Origin of the sequence: Anoxybacillus sp. UARK-01 (genome assembly GCF_002075365.1) — a bacterium.
Lineage (GTDB): Bacteria > Bacillota > Bacilli > Bacillales > Anoxybacillaceae > Anoxybacteroides > Anoxybacteroides rupiense.
In genome coordinates this window covers 1-17,792 of sequence record NZ_NASY01000003.1, presented here as the reverse complement: position 1 = coordinate 17,792, position 17,792 = coordinate 1, and the positions used below count along the sequence as shown (strand labels likewise).

17 protein-coding genes, 2 tRNA genes and 2 rRNA genes are annotated in these 17,792 nt (G+C 40.7%); 6 read left to right on the top strand and 15 right to left on the bottom strand.

Going from position 1 to position 17,792, the window contains the following annotated elements:
• The first annotated feature begins 129 nt into the window (after nucleotides 1-129).
• Nucleotides 130-1,431 carry a thermonuclease family protein gene (locus tag B6A27_RS00190; RefSeq protein WP_236631744.1) on the top strand — a complete coding sequence of 434 codons (1,302 nt, stop codon included), beginning with the start codon at nucleotides 130-132 and terminating at the stop codon, nucleotides 1,429-1,431.
• A gap of 105 nt (nucleotides 1,432-1,536) precedes the next feature.
• Complete coding sequence (locus B6A27_RS00185; RefSeq protein WP_080859426.1) at nucleotides 1,537-2,532, top strand: beta family protein; 996 nt, start codon at nucleotides 1,537-1,539, stop codon at nucleotides 2,530-2,532.
• Here B6A27_RS00185 and B6A27_RS00180 read toward each other — a convergent pair.
• Entirely contained in the window at nucleotides 2,501-3,073 is a 573-nt protein-coding gene (locus tag B6A27_RS00180; protein WP_161491005.1) for a sce7726 family protein, read from the bottom strand. The genes B6A27_RS00185 and B6A27_RS00180 overlap by 32 nt on opposite strands.
• Before the next feature lie 316 nt (nucleotides 3,074-3,389).
• On the opposite strand from B6A27_RS00180, the gene B6A27_RS00175 reads away from it, so the two are divergent.
• On the top strand, nucleotides 3,390-4,667 hold the full coding sequence (locus B6A27_RS00175; protein ID WP_080859422.1) for a tyrosine-type recombinase/integrase: 1,278 nt from the start codon (nucleotides 3,390-3,392) through the stop codon (nucleotides 4,665-4,667).
• A gap of 91 nt (nucleotides 4,668-4,758) precedes the next feature.
• On the opposite strand, the gene groL is transcribed toward B6A27_RS00175, so the two are convergent.
• Nucleotides 4,759-6,387, bottom strand: a complete 1,629-nt coding sequence (gene groL, locus B6A27_RS00170; RefSeq protein ID WP_066151147.1) for a chaperonin GroEL — start codon at nucleotides 6,385-6,387, stop codon at nucleotides 4,759-4,761.
• An 81-nt stretch (nucleotides 6,388-6,468) separates the two neighbouring features.
• Complete coding sequence (groES, locus tag B6A27_RS00165) at nucleotides 6,469-6,753, bottom strand: co-chaperone GroES (protein ID WP_044743236.1); 285 nt, start codon at nucleotides 6,751-6,753, stop codon at nucleotides 6,469-6,471.
• 785 nt (nucleotides 6,754-7,538) lie between these two features.
• Between groES and B6A27_RS00160 the strand changes: the two genes are divergently transcribed.
• Both B6A27_RS00160 and B6A27_RS00155 read left to right on the top strand, forming a co-directional pair.
• Nucleotides 7,539-8,270: a CPBP family intramembrane glutamic endopeptidase gene (locus B6A27_RS00160; protein WP_066151143.1), complete on the top strand. Its 732-nt coding sequence runs from the start codon at nucleotides 7,539-7,541 to the stop codon at nucleotides 8,268-8,270.
• Nucleotides 8,267-8,464, top strand: a complete 198-nt coding sequence (locus B6A27_RS00155; RefSeq protein WP_183187243.1) for a YdiK family protein — start codon at nucleotides 8,267-8,269, stop codon at nucleotides 8,462-8,464. The genes B6A27_RS00160 and B6A27_RS00155 overlap by 4 nt, the downstream gene beginning before the upstream one ends.
• A 13-nt stretch (nucleotides 8,465-8,477) precedes the next feature.
• Here the strand turns inward: B6A27_RS00155 and tatC are convergent, their stop codons facing one another.
• The 4 genes from tatC to moaC are packed head-to-tail and all read right to left on the bottom strand — an operon-like array spanning nucleotide 8,478 to nucleotide 10,576.
• Complete coding sequence (gene tatC, locus B6A27_RS00150) at nucleotides 8,478-9,224, bottom strand: twin-arginine translocase subunit TatC (RefSeq protein ID WP_066151137.1); 747 nt, start codon at nucleotides 9,222-9,224, stop codon at nucleotides 8,478-8,480.
• Nucleotides 9,225-9,248: 24 nt separating this feature from the next.
• Nucleotides 9,249-9,401, bottom strand: a complete 153-nt coding sequence (tatA, locus tag B6A27_RS00145; protein ID WP_080859420.1) for a twin-arginine translocase TatA/TatE family subunit — start codon at nucleotides 9,399-9,401, stop codon at nucleotides 9,249-9,251.
• Nucleotides 9,398-10,057 (bottom strand): redox-sensing transcriptional repressor Rex, encoded by a 660-nt coding sequence (locus tag B6A27_RS00140; protein ID WP_044743241.1) that lies wholly within the window; start codon nucleotides 10,055-10,057, stop codon nucleotides 9,398-9,400. Before B6A27_RS00140 ends, tatA begins: the two co-directional genes overlap by 4 nt.
• 30 nt (nucleotides 10,058-10,087) lie before the next feature.
• Nucleotides 10,088-10,576 carry a cyclic pyranopterin monophosphate synthase MoaC gene (gene moaC, locus B6A27_RS00135; RefSeq protein ID WP_044743242.1) on the bottom strand — a complete coding sequence of 163 codons (489 nt, stop codon included), beginning with the start codon at nucleotides 10,574-10,576 and terminating at the stop codon, nucleotides 10,088-10,090.
• 118 nt (nucleotides 10,577-10,694) lie between these two features.
• Between moaC and B6A27_RS00130 the strand changes: the two genes are divergently transcribed.
• Nucleotides 10,695-12,662: an ABC-F family ATP-binding cassette domain-containing protein gene (locus tag B6A27_RS00130; protein ID WP_080859417.1), complete on the top strand. Its 1,968-nt coding sequence runs from the start codon at nucleotides 10,695-10,697 to the stop codon at nucleotides 12,660-12,662.
• 403 nt (nucleotides 12,663-13,065) lie between these two features.
• Here the strand turns inward: B6A27_RS00130 and tsaD are convergent, their stop codons facing one another.
• The 8 genes from tsaD to B6A27_RS00090 form a co-directional block, all read right to left on the bottom strand.
• On the bottom strand, nucleotides 13,066-14,079 hold the full coding sequence (gene tsaD / locus B6A27_RS00125; protein ID WP_044743244.1) for a tRNA (adenosine(37)-N6)-threonylcarbamoyltransferase complex transferase subunit TsaD: 1,014 nt from the start codon (nucleotides 14,077-14,079) through the stop codon (nucleotides 13,066-13,068).
• The gene (rimI, locus tag B6A27_RS00120) at nucleotides 14,076-14,522 is read right to left on the bottom strand and encodes a ribosomal protein S18-alanine N-acetyltransferase (RefSeq protein ID WP_066151131.1); all 447 of its coding nucleotides are present in this window, start codon (nucleotides 14,520-14,522) and stop codon (nucleotides 14,076-14,078) included. Before rimI ends, tsaD begins: the two co-directional genes overlap by 4 nt.
• Nucleotides 14,512-15,222: a tRNA (adenosine(37)-N6)-threonylcarbamoyltransferase complex dimerization subunit type 1 TsaB gene (gene tsaB, locus B6A27_RS00115; RefSeq protein WP_066151128.1), complete on the bottom strand. Its 711-nt coding sequence runs from the start codon at nucleotides 15,220-15,222 to the stop codon at nucleotides 14,512-14,514. The genes rimI and tsaB overlap by 11 nt, the downstream gene beginning before the upstream one ends.
• Nucleotides 15,219-15,677 carry a tRNA (adenosine(37)-N6)-threonylcarbamoyltransferase complex ATPase subunit type 1 TsaE gene (tsaE, locus tag B6A27_RS00110; RefSeq protein WP_066151125.1) on the bottom strand — a complete coding sequence of 153 codons (459 nt, stop codon included), beginning with the start codon at nucleotides 15,675-15,677 and terminating at the stop codon, nucleotides 15,219-15,221. The genes tsaB and tsaE overlap by 4 nt, the downstream gene beginning before the upstream one ends.
• 722 nt (nucleotides 15,678-16,399) lie before the next feature.
• Nucleotides 16,400-16,475, bottom strand: a tRNA-Asp gene (locus tag B6A27_RS00105).
• Between the two features lie 9 nt (nucleotides 16,476-16,484).
• Nucleotides 16,485-16,561 (bottom strand) — tRNA-Met (locus B6A27_RS00100).
• Between the two features lie 43 nt (nucleotides 16,562-16,604).
• Nucleotides 16,605-16,721, bottom strand: a 5S ribosomal RNA gene (gene rrf / locus B6A27_RS00095).
• 93 nt (nucleotides 16,722-16,814) lie between these two features.
• Nucleotides 16,815-17,792: ribosomal RNA gene (locus tag B6A27_RS00090) — 23S ribosomal RNA — on the bottom strand; the annotation flags it as partial.

Here is a 17,792-nt window from a genome sequence, read left to right as displayed (position 1 = left end):
TATAAACCCTATCTAGGGTTTTATATAAACTTTATGTGGGAGGGGATTAAATCAAGGTACTTAAATTTTTTTACTATTTTATTAGTCATATTTTACTGGATATATAGTACTTGAAAGAGGGTGAATACATTGGCAAGGAAGAAAAGCTCAGGTACGCTTGTCTTATTATTGTTACTACTTATTGTGATTGGTGTCATTTATCAAATTTTGAAATGGACTGTTACAAACATTTTAGGAGTATTCGGTCTTATTGCTGTTGTCACTGGATTCTATTTCGCCTTTACTAGAAAAAAATACAACATTAAGCTTTATTGGCCTGTTTTTGCTATAGTGAATGGACTCTTCCTCTCACTATTTTGGGCTACATTCAAGGAACCACTTAACACCTTAGCTTCTCTATCTTCTGTTATGTTCTGGTATTTGTTAATTACATCAATAATCATGCTTATTCGAAAAAATGTATTGTGGAAAAAATACTTAGGTTTAACTGGTTCCCTATTTGTACTGTCCATTATATTGTTATCGTTTGCTCCGCCAACAGAAGATAAATCAACCAAAACAGAAGTGAAGTCCGAAAAAGTGGTGAGTAAAAAAGACAGCCAAAAAGACACCCAGGCTGTGGCCACAACTAGCGATCAAGAACAGCAACAGAAACTCGACGATGAGAAAAAGCAACAAGAAGAACTTGCTAAGAAATTGAATCTAGAGGCTGCTACTGTATCCAGAGTCGTTGATGGCGACACTTTCGAACTTACTGACGGAAGAAAAGTCCGACTCATTGGCGTAAACACCCCTGAATCAACTACACGTACTGAAGAATACGGAAAAGAAGCCAGCAACTATACTCATTCCAAGCTAGAAGGAAAACAAATTTGGCTTCAAAAAGACGTTTCAGAAACCGATCAATATGGTCGACTATTACGAATCGTTTGGCTGCAAGTTCCGACAGATGTACAGAATGAAAAAGAAATACGTTCTAAAATGTTTAATGCTGATCTAGTTCTCAACGGATACGCCGAACCTTCTACTTATCCGCCGGATGTAGAGTACAGTGATTATTTCGTGAAATTCGCTAGAGAGGCGCGTGAACAAGACAAAGGATTATGGGCTCTTGGTGAGTACGGTACAACCAAGGGAGATCTTGATCCAAAACCATCCACCAATACTACAGCCTCTTCTACACCGAAAAGTAGCAGTTCTAATAGCTCTAATAGTGAGGCTAATTCAAGTAGCAGTACAAGAAGCAATAGTAATAGCAATAGTAACAGTTCAAGTAATAGTAGCGCACCTGCCGCATCTAGTGGCGGAACCGAATATTTTGCAAATTGTACAGAACTAAGAAAAGTATATCCAAACGGCGTCCCTGCGGATCATCCAGCTTATCAGCCGAAGTTGGACAGGGACAAAGATAATTATGCGTGTGAGAGGTAAACTATATTATTGCTTATAAAGCTTGTAGAGAAGACACCGAAGACTAACTAAACAGTTGAGGTGTCTTTTTTTATAAAAAACTTTATTCAAGGGGGAAATAGTATTATGTTGTATGTACCAATTATGAAATTTAAACAAGGGGAAAAAGATGCGCTGTATCAGTTGCCAACTGAACTGAAAGAAAAGGTAGTGCCTTTATTTGAAATTACACCTGATGTCATACAAAAAGAAAAATCTTTAGGTATTTCACAGATATGGGAATACCCATACTTCTTTGACATTTCTCCGGAATACTATAACGAATTATCAGATGAAGAATATTTGGGATTATTAGCAAAATGCCAAGGACACCTTGTTCCGGTTATCAAGCTAACAGATAGTCTTGAAAAGGTAGATGCTATCATCGGAAAGGCGCAAAACGGGGTTGCCATTAGAATTTATCTAGAAGAGATTTTAGATGATAATTTTCAAAATTTATTTTCAGATTTAACACATAAGTTAAATATAAACGAAACCGATCTAATCATAGATGCACAGTTTGTTGAACCCGTTCAAATTAATATAAAGTCAACCCTTATGAAGGAGACATTGAACAGAATTAATAAGATTCCTGAATTCCGAACAGTAATTGTTGCGAGTAACTCGTTTCCGCAAACCCTTTCGAATTATGAGAAACATACCTTGGTGTCCATTCCTAGAAGTGAGAGTAAATTTTTCGAAAAAGTAAAGAAGAGTTTTGAGGAAAAAGGGATAAAAATCGTTTACTCTGATTATGGAGTGAATCATTGGACTTACTTCGAATATGTGCCAGGTATGCAAGTAACATTCAACATTAGGTATACCTATAACGATGATTTTATTATCTATAGAGGTGATTCAAATAAACGTGGCGGTTTTAGTTTCGCAAAAGTTCAGGAAGCGTGTCATACACTCGTTAATTCGAGTTGCTTTCTTGGTCAAAATTACTCATGGGCAGATCAAGAAATATATGAAAAGGCAATTGGAGCAGTTGCTAAACCTGGCAATGCCACAACTTGGAGAGCGTTAGGAACAAACCACCATATCGTGTTTATCCTAAATCATCTCTCCAACCAGTCCTAGTCTTCAATGTTTCTCGTGTAAAATTTCGAATATCATTGAATTGGATTGATTCCAAGACCATCTGCTTTAACTCAGGTTTCGGCTTGCGGGAAAAATTTTTCACGTTGTTCTGTTTCAAAAGGGTTTTAATTTCATTAGTCCACAATAAATCCAGTAGTTTGTCGCCTAAAACATTTTCATTTTTCCTGCAAGCCCTAATTTTTTTTAAAGAAACCTCTTTAAACTTGTTCAAATAGGCAACCTCTATGCCCCAGTGCTCCGGTACCCACTCAATAATGGTTGATTCAAATTTCTTACCTACCACAATAGTTACCTTGTCGAATGTTTTATCGTACCATTCTATTTGTCGAGCAAGGCGCTCTAAAGAGTCATGATCACTTTTAATTTCGTAACCATGTAAAAAACCATTAGCAACAACAATATCTGCCCTAGCCTGTCCGTCACAAATAGAGAGTTCTTCGATAATTCTGTAATGCTTATTCTGATTTTCTTTCTCGATTTTTTTTATCAATTTTGCTCTAATATCAAAATCAGTAAGCATATACATCGCTCCGTACCACTTTATTTCAAATTTTAATTTTATCATAAAAACTTTACTTTAAAAATAACCGTTTACACAAATAAATCCTCCTAATTCATTTATAAAAACATGTATACTCGAATATGTTTATTTCTTTTTCTTGTAAAACAGAACATACGTTTCTATAATGGTATTAAGAGATTCGGATGAACTTCAATTAACGTCACTTAAGCAGTTTATAACGACTTATACCGACGCAAGAAAGAATTGAGATAAAACCATACCGAAAAATACACAAAAAACCCTTTAATATAACAGTATGAAAGGAGGAGCAACAATGGCTTATTTCCAGGAGGTTAAAGCCAAAAACAAAAAAGGTTATAAATGGAGATGTGTACTTGAAGCTCCACCACATCCTGTAACGGGTAAGCGTAGACAAATATCGAGGACAGCCGATACAAAGAAGGAAGCGTTAGCAAGAGCAGAAGCAGCGCTAGAAAAGTTAATAGATGATGGAATAGATGAAAGGGAAATAAAGAACTTGCCGTTCGAAAAGATGGCTTGGGAATGGCTTAATGTATATGCGAAGAGTGGAGTTAAGAAAGGCTCCGTAAGAGTACGAGAAAAAGAAATAAAAATCATTTTACAACATTACGCTAAAGTAAATATCGATAAAGTCACACCAAGATTGCATCAAAAAATGTTAAATGATATGCACGAGAAAGGCTATACAAAAAAAGGAGAAAACGGCGAGATAATATACAAACCTTATGCTACGACAACTATAGAAGGCGTTAATACAACGGCAAATATGATTTTTAAGTATGCTATTAAACATAAAATGATAAAGGATAACCCTTGTGAAGGTGTGGTAATTCCTAAAAAAACATTAACTGTGGAAGAGATTGAAGGCAATGCGATTGAAGAAATGTATTTCGAAAGAAATGAACTAGAAGAATTTTTATCGGCTGCTATTAAATATGGTCTACCCTTAGATAAAGAATGGTTTTATTTACTTGCCTTTTCCGGGATGCGTGTCGGTGAGATGTTAGTTTTAAAATGGTCGGACATTGATTTTAAGAGAAACGAAATACGAATCACCAAAACATTATATAACCCTGATAACAACATGAAAAAATACGAGTTAACGCCTCCGAAAACAAAAGGTTCTATTCGTACGATTGGTATGGATGCAGAGATTATGGAAATGTTAAAAGCATATAAAGCTAAGCAGAATGAAATAGTAATGGCCAACCGAATGTTACCAGATGGAAAAGGTGGTACAATTCCGAATCCAGATTATCACGATGGAGATTTTGTATTTTGTCGACATAATGGTTACCCATTCATTCAAAAAAACGTGAACATTAGGATGCAACGAATACTTAAAAAGACTTCTATAAAAAAAAGAGCCACTCCGCACATTTTGAGGCACACTCACATCAGTATGTGTGCAGAGGCAGAAGTGGACTTGCCAACCATCATGAAAAGGGTAGGTCATGAAGATCAAGAAACTACACTAAAAATCTATACTCATGTAACAGAAAAAATGAAAAAGGATGCCAACCAAAAGATTAAAAATGTATTTGGTGACATTCTAAAAAATACAAAATAGCAAAAAATGTGATGAAAATGTGATTTTTATTGAAATAAGGGCTGCGTTAACAGCCCTTAAATATTGATATATAAAGTTTTTTTGCGTAATATTACATCATGCCGCCCATTCCGCCCATGTCAGGCATTCCAGCGCCAGCGCCTTTGTTTTCTTCTGGCTTGTCAGCGACAACGGCTTCCGTTGTTAAGAACATAGCGGCAACAGATGCTGCGTTTTGAAGCGCAGAACGAGTTACTTTTGTAGGGTCAACAATACCTACTTCGATCATGTTCACCCATTCGCCAGTTGCTGCATTGAAGCCGATACCAGGTTGTTCTTTTTTCAAGCGTTCAACGATAACAGAACCTTCTAAACCAGCATTTTGCGCAATTTGACGTACTGGTTCTTCAATCGCGCGAAGAACGATTTTCACACCAGTTGCTTCATCGCCTTCTGCTTTGATTTCAGCTACTTTATTATATACGTTTAATAGCGCTGTACCACCGCCGGCTACGATACCTTCTTCAACAGCCGCGCGTGTAGAGTTAAGAGCGTCCTCAATGCGCAATTTGCGTTCTTTTAATTCTGTTTCTGTAGCAGCACCAACTTTGATGACTGCTACGCCGCCAGCTAATTTCGCTAAGCGCTCTTGTAATTTTTCACGGTCAAATTCAGAAGTAGTTTCTTCTAATTGAGCACGAATTTGATTGATGCGTGCTTTAATCTGATCAGATTCGCCCGCACCTTCTACGATGGTTGTATGCTCTTTTGTTACAACCACTTTTGCAGCGCGGCCAAGAGATGCAATAGTTGCAGACTTTAAGTCACGGCCTAATTCTTCAGTGATCACTTCACCGCCAGTTAAAATCGCGATATCTTCCAGCATCGCTTTGCGGCGGTCACCAAAGCCAGGAGCTTTAACAGCAACAGCTGTAAATGTTCCGCGAAGCTTGTTCACAACTAGTGTCGCAAGCGCTTCACCTTCAACATCTTCAGCAATGATAAGCAATGATCTGCCTTGTTGCACGACTTGCTCTAATACAGGCAAGATTTCTTGAATGTTTGAAACTTTCTTATCAGTAATTAAGATGTATGGATTGTCTAATACTGCTTCCATTTTTTCCGTATCAGTAATCATGTATGGAGAAGCGTAACCGCGGTCAAATTGCATTCCTTCAACAACATCTAATTCTGTTGTAAAGCCTTTGGATTCTTCTAATGTAATAACACCGTCGTTACCTACGCGCTCCATTGCTTCTGCGATTAATTGGCCTACTTCTTCATCAGCCGCAGAAATCGCAGCAACTTGAGCAATAGAGTCTTTGCCTTCGATTGGTTTAGAGATTGCTTTCAACTCTTCAACGGCGACAGCCACCGCTTTTTCGATACCTTTGCGGATACCCATTGGGTTTGCGCCAGCTGTTACGTTCTTTAAGCCTTCACGGATCATCGCTTGAGCTAATACAGTTGCAGTCGTTGTACCGTCACCAGCAACGTCGTTTGTTTTGCTTGCTACTTCAGCAACAAGCTTCGCACCCATGTTTTCAAATGGATCTTCTAATTCGATTTCTTTTGCAATCGTGACACCATCATTTGTAATTAATGGAGAACCGAATTTTTTCTCTAATACAACGTTGCGCCCTTTAGGACCTAATGTTACTTTTACTGCATCTGCTAATTTATCAACACCGCGTAGCATCGCGCGACGAGCTTCTTCACTGAATTTAATTTCTTTTGCCATGAACCATTACCTCCTCCAGCAATCTAAATTTTCATTAAGTATTTGTTGAAATATCTATGTTATGAAAGCCGTACGAAATGATTAACCAACGACAGCCAAAATATCGCTTTCACGCAAAATTAAATATTCCTTGCCTTCGTATTTTACTTCTGTTCCTGCATATTTTGAGAAGATAATGCGATCGCCCACAGCTACCTCCGGAGCTACACGCTCACCGCTGTCAAGCACACGTCCTGTACCAACAGCCACTACTTTTCCTTCTTGCGGTTTTTCTTTTGCAGTGTCTGGTAACACAATACCGCTTGCTGTTCTTTCTTCTGTTTGGACAAGCTCAATCACAACGCGATCACCTAATGGCTTTAACACGGAAAACAACCTCCTCAACAAAAATTTTTATTCTCATTTTATTAGCACTCATCATCAACGAGTGCTAACACACTTATAATATTAATGAACTTCCCTTTTTTTTGCAAGTAAAAAATACAAAAAAAATCTGCAACTTTGTGCACCCTTTTCAATTATGTCACATTCCTGCAAATATAAACATCCAATTTGTCGCCCGAAGGAATCTGAGATCCTTCAGGTAGACCATTTCATTCTCCTTTTTCTCTGCTCGTTCATTCTGCTGGGAATTTTTCATGGGAGATCAACCTCCCTCACCTACACTTTGTGTAGAGGTGGGAGGTTTTTTGGTGGATTATGCTCAATTTTTTTCCTATCCCTTTACTTAGGAAAGGGGGATCGTCTAATCCAAACAACTTGAAATATGAAATAAATCGAATGATGTCCACATGCAAGCATTTCAACGGTCAGCCGGTCGAACAACATTGTTGCTAAAGCCCTTGATGGTTTGGTGAAGCAGCGTAGTTCGACCACCAAAACGAAAAATTAAAAACGTTAACCGAGCGTTGATGAATCGAATAGCATGGCGAAATCTCATAACGAAAAGCTTCATCATACAGCTCCGTTTACAGACTGAAAACTTTTCCGCCAACATAAGATTACCACATTCTTGGCTTTATATCCTTCAATCATCTAAAGCGCGCTCCCCTGTTGTCTTACCATTTCAAACATTTTAATCATTATTTTTCTCCAATATGTGCTACAATACGAAAAGCAGCGATTACTTTTTAGCAAAGGGGAATTTTCCATTGAAACGGCAATATTGGTATGTCATTATAGCATATGTCATCATGCAGCTATCTAGTATAGCTGGCGTCCCGCTCTTAGTATTTCTTGGAGTCGGAGCACATTCTCATAATGCAGTAGAAGCAGCCTCAGGCTATTGGGCCGTCATCAGCTTTTCGATTACCTTTTTTCTTGTTCTCTTTTTCCTTCGCAACGATATCAAGCAGCGCCATGAACGCGATCGTGCTCCATTATCTGTCGCGTGGGTGTGGGCGATTGGGGGCTTCTTTTTGGCGCTATTTGCCCAAGGCATTGCGGCCAATATTGAATATCGTCTATTCGGCATTCAGGCAGGATCGGAAAATACGAAAACCATTATTGAAATTATTCGCCTCACTCCGGCCCTTGTGATCGTCACATCTGTTATTGGGCCCATTCTAGAAGAAGTGATTTTTCGTAAAATTATCTTTGGCACCCTGTATAATAAGTATAATTTCTTGATTGCGGCTACGATTAGTTCCTTATTGTTCGCAGTCGTCCATATGGAGCTTGAACACCTTCTCCTGTATTCAACCATGGGATTTACATTTGCTTTTCTTTATGCCAAAACAAAGCGTATTTTCGTTCCGATCTTTGCTCATGTGACAATGAATACGTTCGTTGTCGTGATGCAAACCGTCTTTGCTGATCATATCGAACAAATCATAAAAGAAACCGACAAGATGCAATTTATATTTGGGGGCTTTTCATTATGAGAATTTCACCTTTAAGCACCGCGTTGTTCTACTTTCTAATGGGGGCTTTATTCACTTATTTAGCCACTCAAAGCGCCCATGAGAGCATATGGAATTTCTCTACCGTTGCCTTAATGGTCTTGGCCACTTTAGACTTCGGTGTATTTTTGCGACTGATCACCCTATATATTAGAATTCGAAATCAACAAAAATAAAAAGGGCTGACGTTCATTTTAAGTCAGCCCTTGCTTGTTCCGCTAAAAGCACTTTTCGATAGGCGATTCTTGAGATCCATATGCTCACTTCATATAAAAAAGACAACGGAATCATTACAATTAATTGTGATATTACATCTGGAGGGGTTATGATCGCTGCTACAATTAATAAAAGCAAATACGCATACCTTCTCCCTTTTGACAGTAAAAAAGGGGTAATCAACCCAAGACGCGTTAAAAACATAACGATCACCGGCAATTGAAATAACGCACCAAACGGCAATACAAGCTGAAGCAAAAACGTAAAATATTCGTTAATGCCAATTACTTGATTGATGCCTAGATCTGTCGCCAAGTCTTGCATAAAACGGACGACAAATGGAAACAAAACAAAATAGGCAAAGCTAATGCCGCTTAAAAATAAAAATAATGACAATGGAATATAGCTAAGTGTCACTTTTCTCTCTTTTTCGTATAGTCCAGGGCTGACGAAGGCCCAAATTTGATAAAGCAAAACCGGTGCGGTCATAATCAAAGCGATGACAAATGCAAATTGCATATAAATTTTAATCGGATCGGTCAATCGAAAGGCATTCATCGTTAACTCTCTTGCTTCATCAGCCTGTTGCAAATACCGAATCACAGGCTCGACAAGAAAGAAGCTGGCAGTCAAAGCAATAGCAAAAAAAATCAGCACAATAATCAATCGTTTTCTTAATTCCCCAAGATGTTCATATACAGACATTTCTTTATCGCTCATATGGAACCATCCTACCGTTCATCGTTACGCTTTTTTGTTGTTTTCTTCTTCATCCGTTAATCCCTTCGTCGCACTCTTAAATTCTTTTAGCGACTGGCCGAGCGATTTCCCCAGCTCTGGAAGTTTTTTCGTCCCAAACAATAAGACAATAACAAGCAAAATAAGTAAATATTTCACAATGAGTTCACTCCATTTGATTCAGATGGGTAATTCTTTAAAAAATATACAAGCGACTGTAGCTCAATGGCCAAATCAATATGATGCACCCGGATGTTTTCCGGCACATTTAGGCGTGCAGGAGTGAAATTCAAAATGCCTTTGATTCCCTTCTGCACAAGACGATCCGTAATAGACTGCGCAGCATGCGCTGGAACGGTTAAAATCGCCACAGAAATTTGTTCATGGATGAGTTCTTCCAGTTGATTTAAGTGATAAACAGGCACTCCACCCACTTCTGTCCCTACTTTTGCTTGATCGACGTCAAAAGCCATCACGATCTTTGTATTATTATTTTTCATAAAATTATAATTTAAAAATGCTGTTCCTAGATTTCCGACTCCGACTAACGCCACTTCCGTGATTTCATCTTGATCAAGCGTCTTGCGAAAAAACGATAATAAATAACTAACATTATACCCATAACCCTTTTTTCCAAGAGCCCCAAAATAAGAAAAATCACGCCGAATGGTTGCTGAATCGACTTTAACGGCTTCGCTTAATTCAGCTGAAGATACTCGCTGTTTTCCTGAAGCATATAAATTTTTTAAAAAACGATAGTATAGTGGTAATCGCTTAGCAGTTGCCTGTGGAATTTTCGGCTGTTCATTGCTCATGATAAATCCCCCGCATTCACTTAAACCGTCTTACTTTGCTTTACGCTGGTAGTGTCCGGATTTCCCTCCGGCTTTTTCTACGAGATATGTTGGCCCAATCACCATTCCTTTATCCAACGCTTTGCACATATCATAAACCGTAAGCGCACAGACCGAAGCAGCCGTGAGCGCTTCCATCTCTACCCCTGTGCTCCCTTTCGTTTTCACAGTCGCTGTAATGATCAGCTCACAGCTCTGTTCATGCATCCTCCATTCGAATTGAATATCGACTCCTTTTAACATTAAAGGATGGCACATGGGAATAAGATCAGCAGTTTTTTTAGCCGCCATAATACCAGCGACTTGAGCAACCGCAAGGACATCTCCCTTTTTTACAGAATGGCTGACAATTCCTTCATAAATCTCCTGGCTCACCGTAATACTTGTCCGAGCCACCGCCACACGCACGCTATCCGCCTTTTCGGTAATATCGACCATTTTGGCGCGGCCTTGTTCATTAAAATGCGTAAAAGATGCCAATAATATCTCCTCCACTTATAAACTATACACTATTTTTTCCCGTCTGTCTTTTCTAACTCGTTTTATTGCCCAAGTAAAAGCTCTTGCGATACACTAGTAAAACGAGAGGTGAAAAACAATGATCATTTTACAAATACGACAACTTTCTAAATATTTTGGCGCTGATCTTATTTTATCGAATATAAAATTAGAAATACAGTCAAAAGACCGCATCGCTCTCGTCGGAAGAAACGGAGCGGGAAAATCAACGCTACTTAAAATCATGGCTGGCGAACTGTCATATGACAGCGGGGAAATCATCAAACCTAAAGACGTCACGATCGGTTATCTTGCCCAAGATAGCGGCCTCGATTCCACCCTATCAATATGGGAGGAAATGATGACCGTGTTTTCCCCATTAAAAGCAATGGAACAAGAGCTGCGCACAATGGAACAGCAGATGGGAGATCCCGATCTTCTTGCAGACCCAAAACGTTACGATAAATTGCTAAAAGAATATGATATCCTGCAAGAAAAATTTAAAGACCAAGGGGGATACCAATACGAAGCAGACATTCGTTCCGTTTTGCATGGACTGCGATTTTCTGAATATGATTACACCACTACTTTTGTTCAATCGCTTAGCGGTGGACAACGAACCCGCTTGGCGCTGGGCAAAATGCTGTTAATGAAACCAGATCTTCTTATTTTGGACGAACCAACAAACCATTTAGATATCGAAACATTAACATGGCTTGAGCAATACTTGCAAACATATCCAGGAGCTATTTTAATCGTTTCGCACGATCGTTATTTTCTTGACAAAGTAGTGACACAGGTGTATGAATTATCGCGGACAAGCATAAAAAAATATATCGGAAACTACAGTAAATATTTACAGCAAAAAGCAGAAGACCTTGAGCGCGAATGGAAGCTGTATGAAAAACAACAAGAGGAAATGGCAAAGTTACAGGACTTCATCCAACGAAATATCGCTCGCGCTTCTACAACTAAACGAGCACAAAGTCGCCGTAAACAGCTTGAAAAAATGGAACGAATCGATAAACCCATATCTGAAGAAAAATCAGCCAATTTTTCCTTTGAGATTGAGCGCCCAAGCGGAAATGAAGTATTAATTGCCGAAAACCTTTCCGTTGGTTATACACCTAATGAACCTGTGATCCGCGGTGTACAATTCCGCATTACTAAAGGCGATAGCATTGCCCTTGTCGGACCAAACGGGATCGGAAAATCGACACTGCTTAAGGCAATTGTAAACAAAATCCAGATACAAAACGGTAACTTACGGTATGGCTCCAACGTACAAATCGGCTATTATGACCAGAATCAAGCAGACTTATCATCAAATAAACGAGTGCTTGATGAGCTTTGGGATGAGTATCCGCAAAAAACAGAAAAAGAAATTCGTACCGTATTAGGCAATTTTCTATTTTCTGGCGATGACGTTCTAAAGCCGGTATTTGCATTAAGCGGCGGGGAAAAAGCACGATTGGCATTAGCCAAGCTCATGATGCAAAAAGCAAATTTCCTGATTTTAGACGAGCCTACTAACCATTTGGATCTAGATAGTAAACAAGTGCTCGAAAACGCGTTAATTGATTATCCCGGAACCATTCTTTTTGTATCGCACGACCGTTATTTCATTAACCGCATTGCTACCAAAGTGTACGAGCTCACTCAAGAAGGAGTCGTTGAATATTTAGGAGATTATGATTATTACCGTCATAAAAAAGCAGAAATGCTTGAACTGAAGCAGCTTCAGGAAGAGGAGAAGCAACGGAAGCATAATAAAGGAGGAGCTTCCATAAAGCAGCAATACGAACTCGACAAGGAAACAAAGAGACTAGAACGACAACGAAAAAAACGAATTGAAGAAATTGAAAATGAAATTAGTCAATTAGAAGACAGCATCAGCGAGAGCGAACAGCAATTATGCGATCCCGAAATCTATGGAGATTTTCAAAAGGCACAAGAACTCACTAAAGAAATTGAAATGATGAAAGAAACCTTAGAAGCCTTAATCGAAGAATGGGAAGAACTCCATACATCCCTAGCCGAACATAAAGGGACCCGGACTCCATCATAAACATTGAATAAAGCAATAACGATCCTATACCATTTTGCACCATCTTCAAGCCGCCTTTATCGAAAAGACTGTTAACATCGTTTATTAGTCGATTAACACACTTTTACTATAATATTTTGATCCCCTTCTATTGCTATAAAAGCAATAGAAGGGGATTCTCCAATAAAACTATCCACATTTTTTTACACAGAATTTTTCTTTTAAATTAAGTTATTCACCGTATTTTCCACAATATCCACAAAAAAGTCTAAAAATACTCACAAAAAATTGTGGTTAAAGATAACTTGGTATTCCTAATTCATGATAAGTTTTCCACATTACCCACAATATGTGGATAATTATATTAACAACTAAACATTTTCTCAAAAAAAAATCCTCTTGACTACGCAGAGGATTTTTGGTCTTACTCCAATTCAAGACCAGGATCAGCATTTAACGATAGCTCGCTTCGTTTTCCATGTGCAAACAATATCGTTCCAGCTGCTGCAATCATCGCAGCATTATCCGTACAAAGAGACAACGGCGGAATGACAAGCTCTACCTCCTGCAGCTCGGCCATTTTCTGTTCCAGCGCCGTCCTGAGCCCTCGATTTGCCGCTACTCCCCCAGCTAACAAAACTTGGCGCACATGATATTCTTGAGCTGCTTTGATCGTTTTGGTGACTAGTACATCGATGACACTTTCCTGAAAGCTTGCCGCCATATCTTGGATTTCTATTGTTTCGCCTCGTTGCTCGGCATTATGCAGCGTATTAATGACCGCCGATTTCAACCCGCTAAAACTAAAGTCATATGAGCCGTCCTCCAGCCAGGCTCTCGGTAAATCGAGCGTCGCTCTTCCCTCATGAGCCAACCGATCGATGTGCGGGCCCCCTGGATATGGCAACCGCAACGCTCGAGCTACTTTGTCATACGCCTCTCCAGCTGCATCATCCCTTGTTTCGCCAATCACTTCAAATGAGCCATGCTCTTTCATATATACAAGCTCTGTATGCCCCCCAGAAACAACAAGTGCCAGCAGCGGAAACTTCATTTCCGTCACAAGACGATTGGCATAAATATGCCCAGCGATATGATGCACAGCGACTAATGGCAGCTGATGCGCAAAAGCGAGCGCCTTGGCAGCATTTACCCCAATTAAAAGAGCTCCGACAAGCCCCGGCCCTTGTGTGACTGCAATAGCATCTAACTCTGCAAAAGATAGATTGGCTTCGTGCATCGCTTTCTCGATCACAAGGGTAATTTGCTCCACATGGTGACGTGAGGCTACCTCTGGAACAACACCGCCAAATCGCTTATGGCTTTCAATTTGCGAAGCCACCACATTCGCCATGATTTCTTTTCCATTTTTCACTATAGCTGCAGCTGTTTCATCACAGCTTGTTTCAATTCCAAGTACATATACATCTTTGTTCATCTTAATTTCACCCACATTACAAGAGCATCTTCTTGATTATCTGGATAATATTTCTTCCGAATGCCTCCATTTAAAAATCCGAGCTTTCGATACAATGACTGTGCGACATGATTGGAAACACGCACCTCCAGCGTCATCGTTATCGCCCCCAGCTGTCTAGCCATTTCCATCATCATTCTCATAAGCGCTTCGCCTAACTTTTTACCGCGATACTCCGGTAATACAGCCACATTGGTAATATGCGCTTCGTCAATAACAACCCACATCCCACAATAACCAATCATATGCCCATTATGCTCCATGACGACATACTTCGCATATTGATTGTGAACAAGCTCATTATAAAATGCTTCACGGCTCCACGGAAGCGTAAATGACGCCTTTTCGATCGCTAGTACACCATCGATATCATTTAACGTCATCATCCGAAAATTAATTTCCATGGCTTTCTTGCTCCTTCTGCCTAGCAAGCCAATTAACTTCCGCTTCAGCTAAGCGCACATAATTAGGGACAAATGAGTGAACATCCTCTGATGTTCTATTCATCCCCAAAAAAGCCAATTCGCTTGGACGCGGCAATTGTAACGCTGGTGGGCCAAACACTGCTAATGAACCGAGCACCCCTGTTAATATATCTTGATGGAGAGCAACATCTCCGCCCAAAAATAAAACTGGCTCCTGTTTTTCCCGCAACCATTGCGCCCATCCACTTGATAGCACAATTCGGTCGCTTTCTACACATTCTAGCTGATTACCATGATAACGATACAACCCTGTATAAATTTGCCCTCTTCTTGCGTCAAATAAAGGGCAAATCAACCCATTAAAATAATGTCCATTGGCAGCGAGCACTTCAAGGCTAGATACCCCTACAATCGGAATATTCAATGACCAGGCTAACGTTTTGGCAACTGTAACACCAATGCGTACACCTGTATAAGAGCCTGGTCCCTTCGCTACAACAATTAAATCGAGTTCTTGAGGTGTAACTTGGCAATTTTCCAATAACAGTTGGACAGCGGGCATTAAGCGGGTGGAATGATCCTTTTTGATATTTGTGAGGATTTCCCCTTTAACGACCGAACCTTCCACTAAGGCAACGCCCAAAGCAGCATTCGATGTATCAATCGCTAATACTTTCATCCCTCTATAATCTCCTTGCATAACTGTTCATATCGTTTTCCAATGGGTTCCAATACCATTTTTCTTTCCTGATCTCCATGATGATAAAGATGGATATACAATAATTCATCAGGAAGCTGGGGCTTAATCAAATGAGCCCATTCGATCACGGTAACGCCATCACCTTCAAAATACTCGTCGAACCCCAAGTCTTCAAACGTATCCTCCAAACGGTATACATCCATATGATAAAGCGGGAGACGTCCTTTATATTCCTTGACGATCGTAAAAGTCGGACTGCTGACGGCTCGCGTAATGCCTAGCCCTTTAGCTAGCCCTTTCGTAAACGTTGTTTTTCCTGCTCCTAAATCTCCTTCTAAGGCAATCACATCTTTTGGCTGCAATTGTTCTGACAGCCTAACAGCAAATTCCATGGTTTCCTCGGCTGAGTGCATAACTAATTCATAAATCGCCATCATCTGTCACCTAACTTTAATCATTGTTTGCCATTTTCACGTACCCAACAGAAATATGGATTTCCTTCAACAATATCCCCACAGGTCGATTTATTTTTCAGTAAGTTGTTCAACATTTATGTTAGGAATATGAAATCATGTCTAATCGCTAAGCAATTTGGCAGACTAATCAAAAAGAAAACTTGAGAGAGTTTCTTTTGGTGAACCAACGTACCTGATTTAAACTTGATTATAACTGCTTGTTCTACCATTAACTAAATTTTATTGCCTGCGCTTGAAATTGTATCACATTCCGGTAAACTGGTGCTACTTTCTTATGATATCAGCAGAAATTTGTTTGTTGAACGCTTTCCGATTCCAGTGTTGGATAGATGATAGACGCTAAAAAGAGAAACTTATTTTGTTAGCAAGAGGGGCTTTGGTCATCAGAGTAGAAATATTGGTAATGGTAAGAAATCTTTTTTACGCCCTCAGCTAAAGCTTCTTCACTGTCTATATGGGATTTGCAGGGATACTCTTGCGGCTGGTAGACATGTTACTGGTTACTGATAAGCTCATGATACCGTGTAGTATATTGCATGAGACAAATAAAGATAAAACATCCTTAAGAGTTCGGATTCTTAAGGATGTTAATAAAATGGTTCTATTCATCAAAAAGGGGGAATGGGTGAAAAAGCAGAAAAAGGCATAAAAAAATACGAAACCCATTGTTTCGCTAGCAATGGCGGTCCCGACGGGACTCGAACCCGCGATCTCCTGCGTGACAGGCAGGCATGTTAACCACTACACTACGGGACCATTTTGTTTTGGTTGCGGGGGCAGGATTTGAACCTGCGACCTTCGGGTTATGAGCCCGACGAGCTACCAGACTGCTCCACCCCGCGGCAATAAAATCATTCAAACAACATTTATAAAAAACAAAGGATAGCCTAGCAACGTCCTACTCTTGCAGGGGCGTTAGCCCCAACTACCATCGGCGCTGGAGAGCTTAACTTCCGTGTTCGGGATGGGAACGGGTGTGACCTCTCCGCCATCGTCACTAGACTATTCGAAGGATGGTTCCTTCAAAACTAGATAACAGATCAGAAAAGAAAGGATAGGCGGTGCTTTTCTTGATGTCTTGCTCCCCTTTTCGTATTGGTTAAGTCCTCGATCGATTAGTATCCGTCAGCTGCACGTGTCGCCACGCTTCCACCTCGGACCTATCTACCTCGTCATCTTCGAGGGATCTTACTTGCTTATGCAATGGGAAATCTCATCTTGAGGGGGGCTTCACGCTTAGATGCTTTCAGCGCTTATCCCTTCCGCACATAGCTACCCAGCGGTGCCCTTGGCAGGACAACTGGTACACCAGCGGTGCGTCCATCCCGGTCCTCTCGTACTAAGGACAGCTCCTCTCAAATTTCCTGCGCCCGCGACGGATAGGGACCGAACTGTCTCACGACGTTCTGAACCCAGCTCGCGTACCGCTTTAATGGGCGAACAGCCCAACCCTTGGGACCGACTACAGCCCCAGGATGCGATGAGCCGACATCGAGGTGCCAAACCTCCCCGTCGATGTGGACTCTTGGGGGAGATAAGCCTGTTATCCCCGGGGTAGCTTTTATCCGTTGAGCGATGGCCCTTCCATGCGGAACCACCGGATCACTAAGCCCGACTTTCGTCCCTGCTCGACTTGTAGGTCTCGCAGTCAAGCTCCCTTCTGCCTTTACACTCTTCGAATGATTTCCAACCATTCTGAGGGAACCTTTGGGCGCCTCCGTTACTCTTTGGGAGGCGACCGCCCCAGTCAAACTGCCCACCTGACACGGTCTCCCACCCCGATCAGGGGTGCGGGTTAGAACTTCAGTACGACAAGGGTGGTATCCCAAGGGCGACTCCGCCAAGACTGGCGTCCTGGCTTCTCTGTCTCCCACCTATCCTGTACATGACGTACCAAAATTCAATATCAGGCTGCAGTAAAGCTCCACGGGGTCTTTCCGTCCTGTCGCGGGTAACCTGCATCTTCACAGGTACTATAATTTCACCGGGTCTCTCGTTGAGACAGTGCCCAAGTCGTTACACCTTTCGTGCGGGTCGGAACTTACCCGACAAGGAATTTCGCTACCTTAGGAC

Excerpts from the sequence above, each read along its gene's own strand:
- B6A27_RS00185 (WP_080859426.1), top strand. The coding sequence starts at position 1,537 with ATGTTGTATGTACCAATTATGAAATTTAAACAAGGGGAAAAAGATGCG.
- B6A27_RS00180 (WP_161491005.1), bottom strand. The coding sequence starts at position 3,073 with ATGCTTACTGATTTTGATATTAGAGCAAAATTGATAAAAAAAATCGAG.
- B6A27_RS00175 (WP_080859422.1), top strand. The coding sequence starts at position 3,390 with ATGGCTTATTTCCAGGAGGTTAAAGCCAAAAACAAAAAAGGTTATAAA.
- groL (WP_066151147.1), bottom strand. The coding sequence starts at position 6,387 with ATGGCAAAAGAAATTAAATTCAGTGAAGAAGCTCGTCGCGCGATGCTA.
- B6A27_RS00155 (WP_183187243.1), top strand. The coding sequence starts at position 8,267 with ATGAGAATTTCACCTTTAAGCACCGCGTTGTTCTACTTTCTAATGGGG.
- tatC (WP_066151137.1), bottom strand. The coding sequence starts at position 9,224 with ATGAGCGATAAAGAAATGTCTGTATATGAACATCTTGGGGAATTAAGA.
- B6A27_RS00140 (WP_044743241.1), bottom strand. The coding sequence starts at position 10,057 with ATGAGCAATGAACAGCCGAAAATTCCACAGGCAACTGCTAAGCGATTA.
- B6A27_RS00130 (WP_080859417.1), top strand. The coding sequence starts at position 10,695 with ATGATCATTTTACAAATACGACAACTTTCTAAATATTTTGGCGCTGAT.
- tsaD (WP_044743244.1), bottom strand. The coding sequence starts at position 14,079 with ATGAACAAAGATGTATATGTACTTGGAATTGAAACAAGCTGTGATGAA.
- rimI (WP_066151131.1), bottom strand. The coding sequence starts at position 14,522 with ATGGAAATTAATTTTCGGATGATGACGTTAAATGATATCGATGGTGTA.
- tsaB (WP_066151128.1), bottom strand. The coding sequence starts at position 15,222 with ATGAAAGTATTAGCGATTGATACATCGAATGCTGCTTTGGGCGTTGCC.
- tsaE (WP_066151125.1), bottom strand. The coding sequence starts at position 15,677 with ATGGCGATTTATGAATTAGTTATGCACTCAGCCGAGGAAACCATGGAA.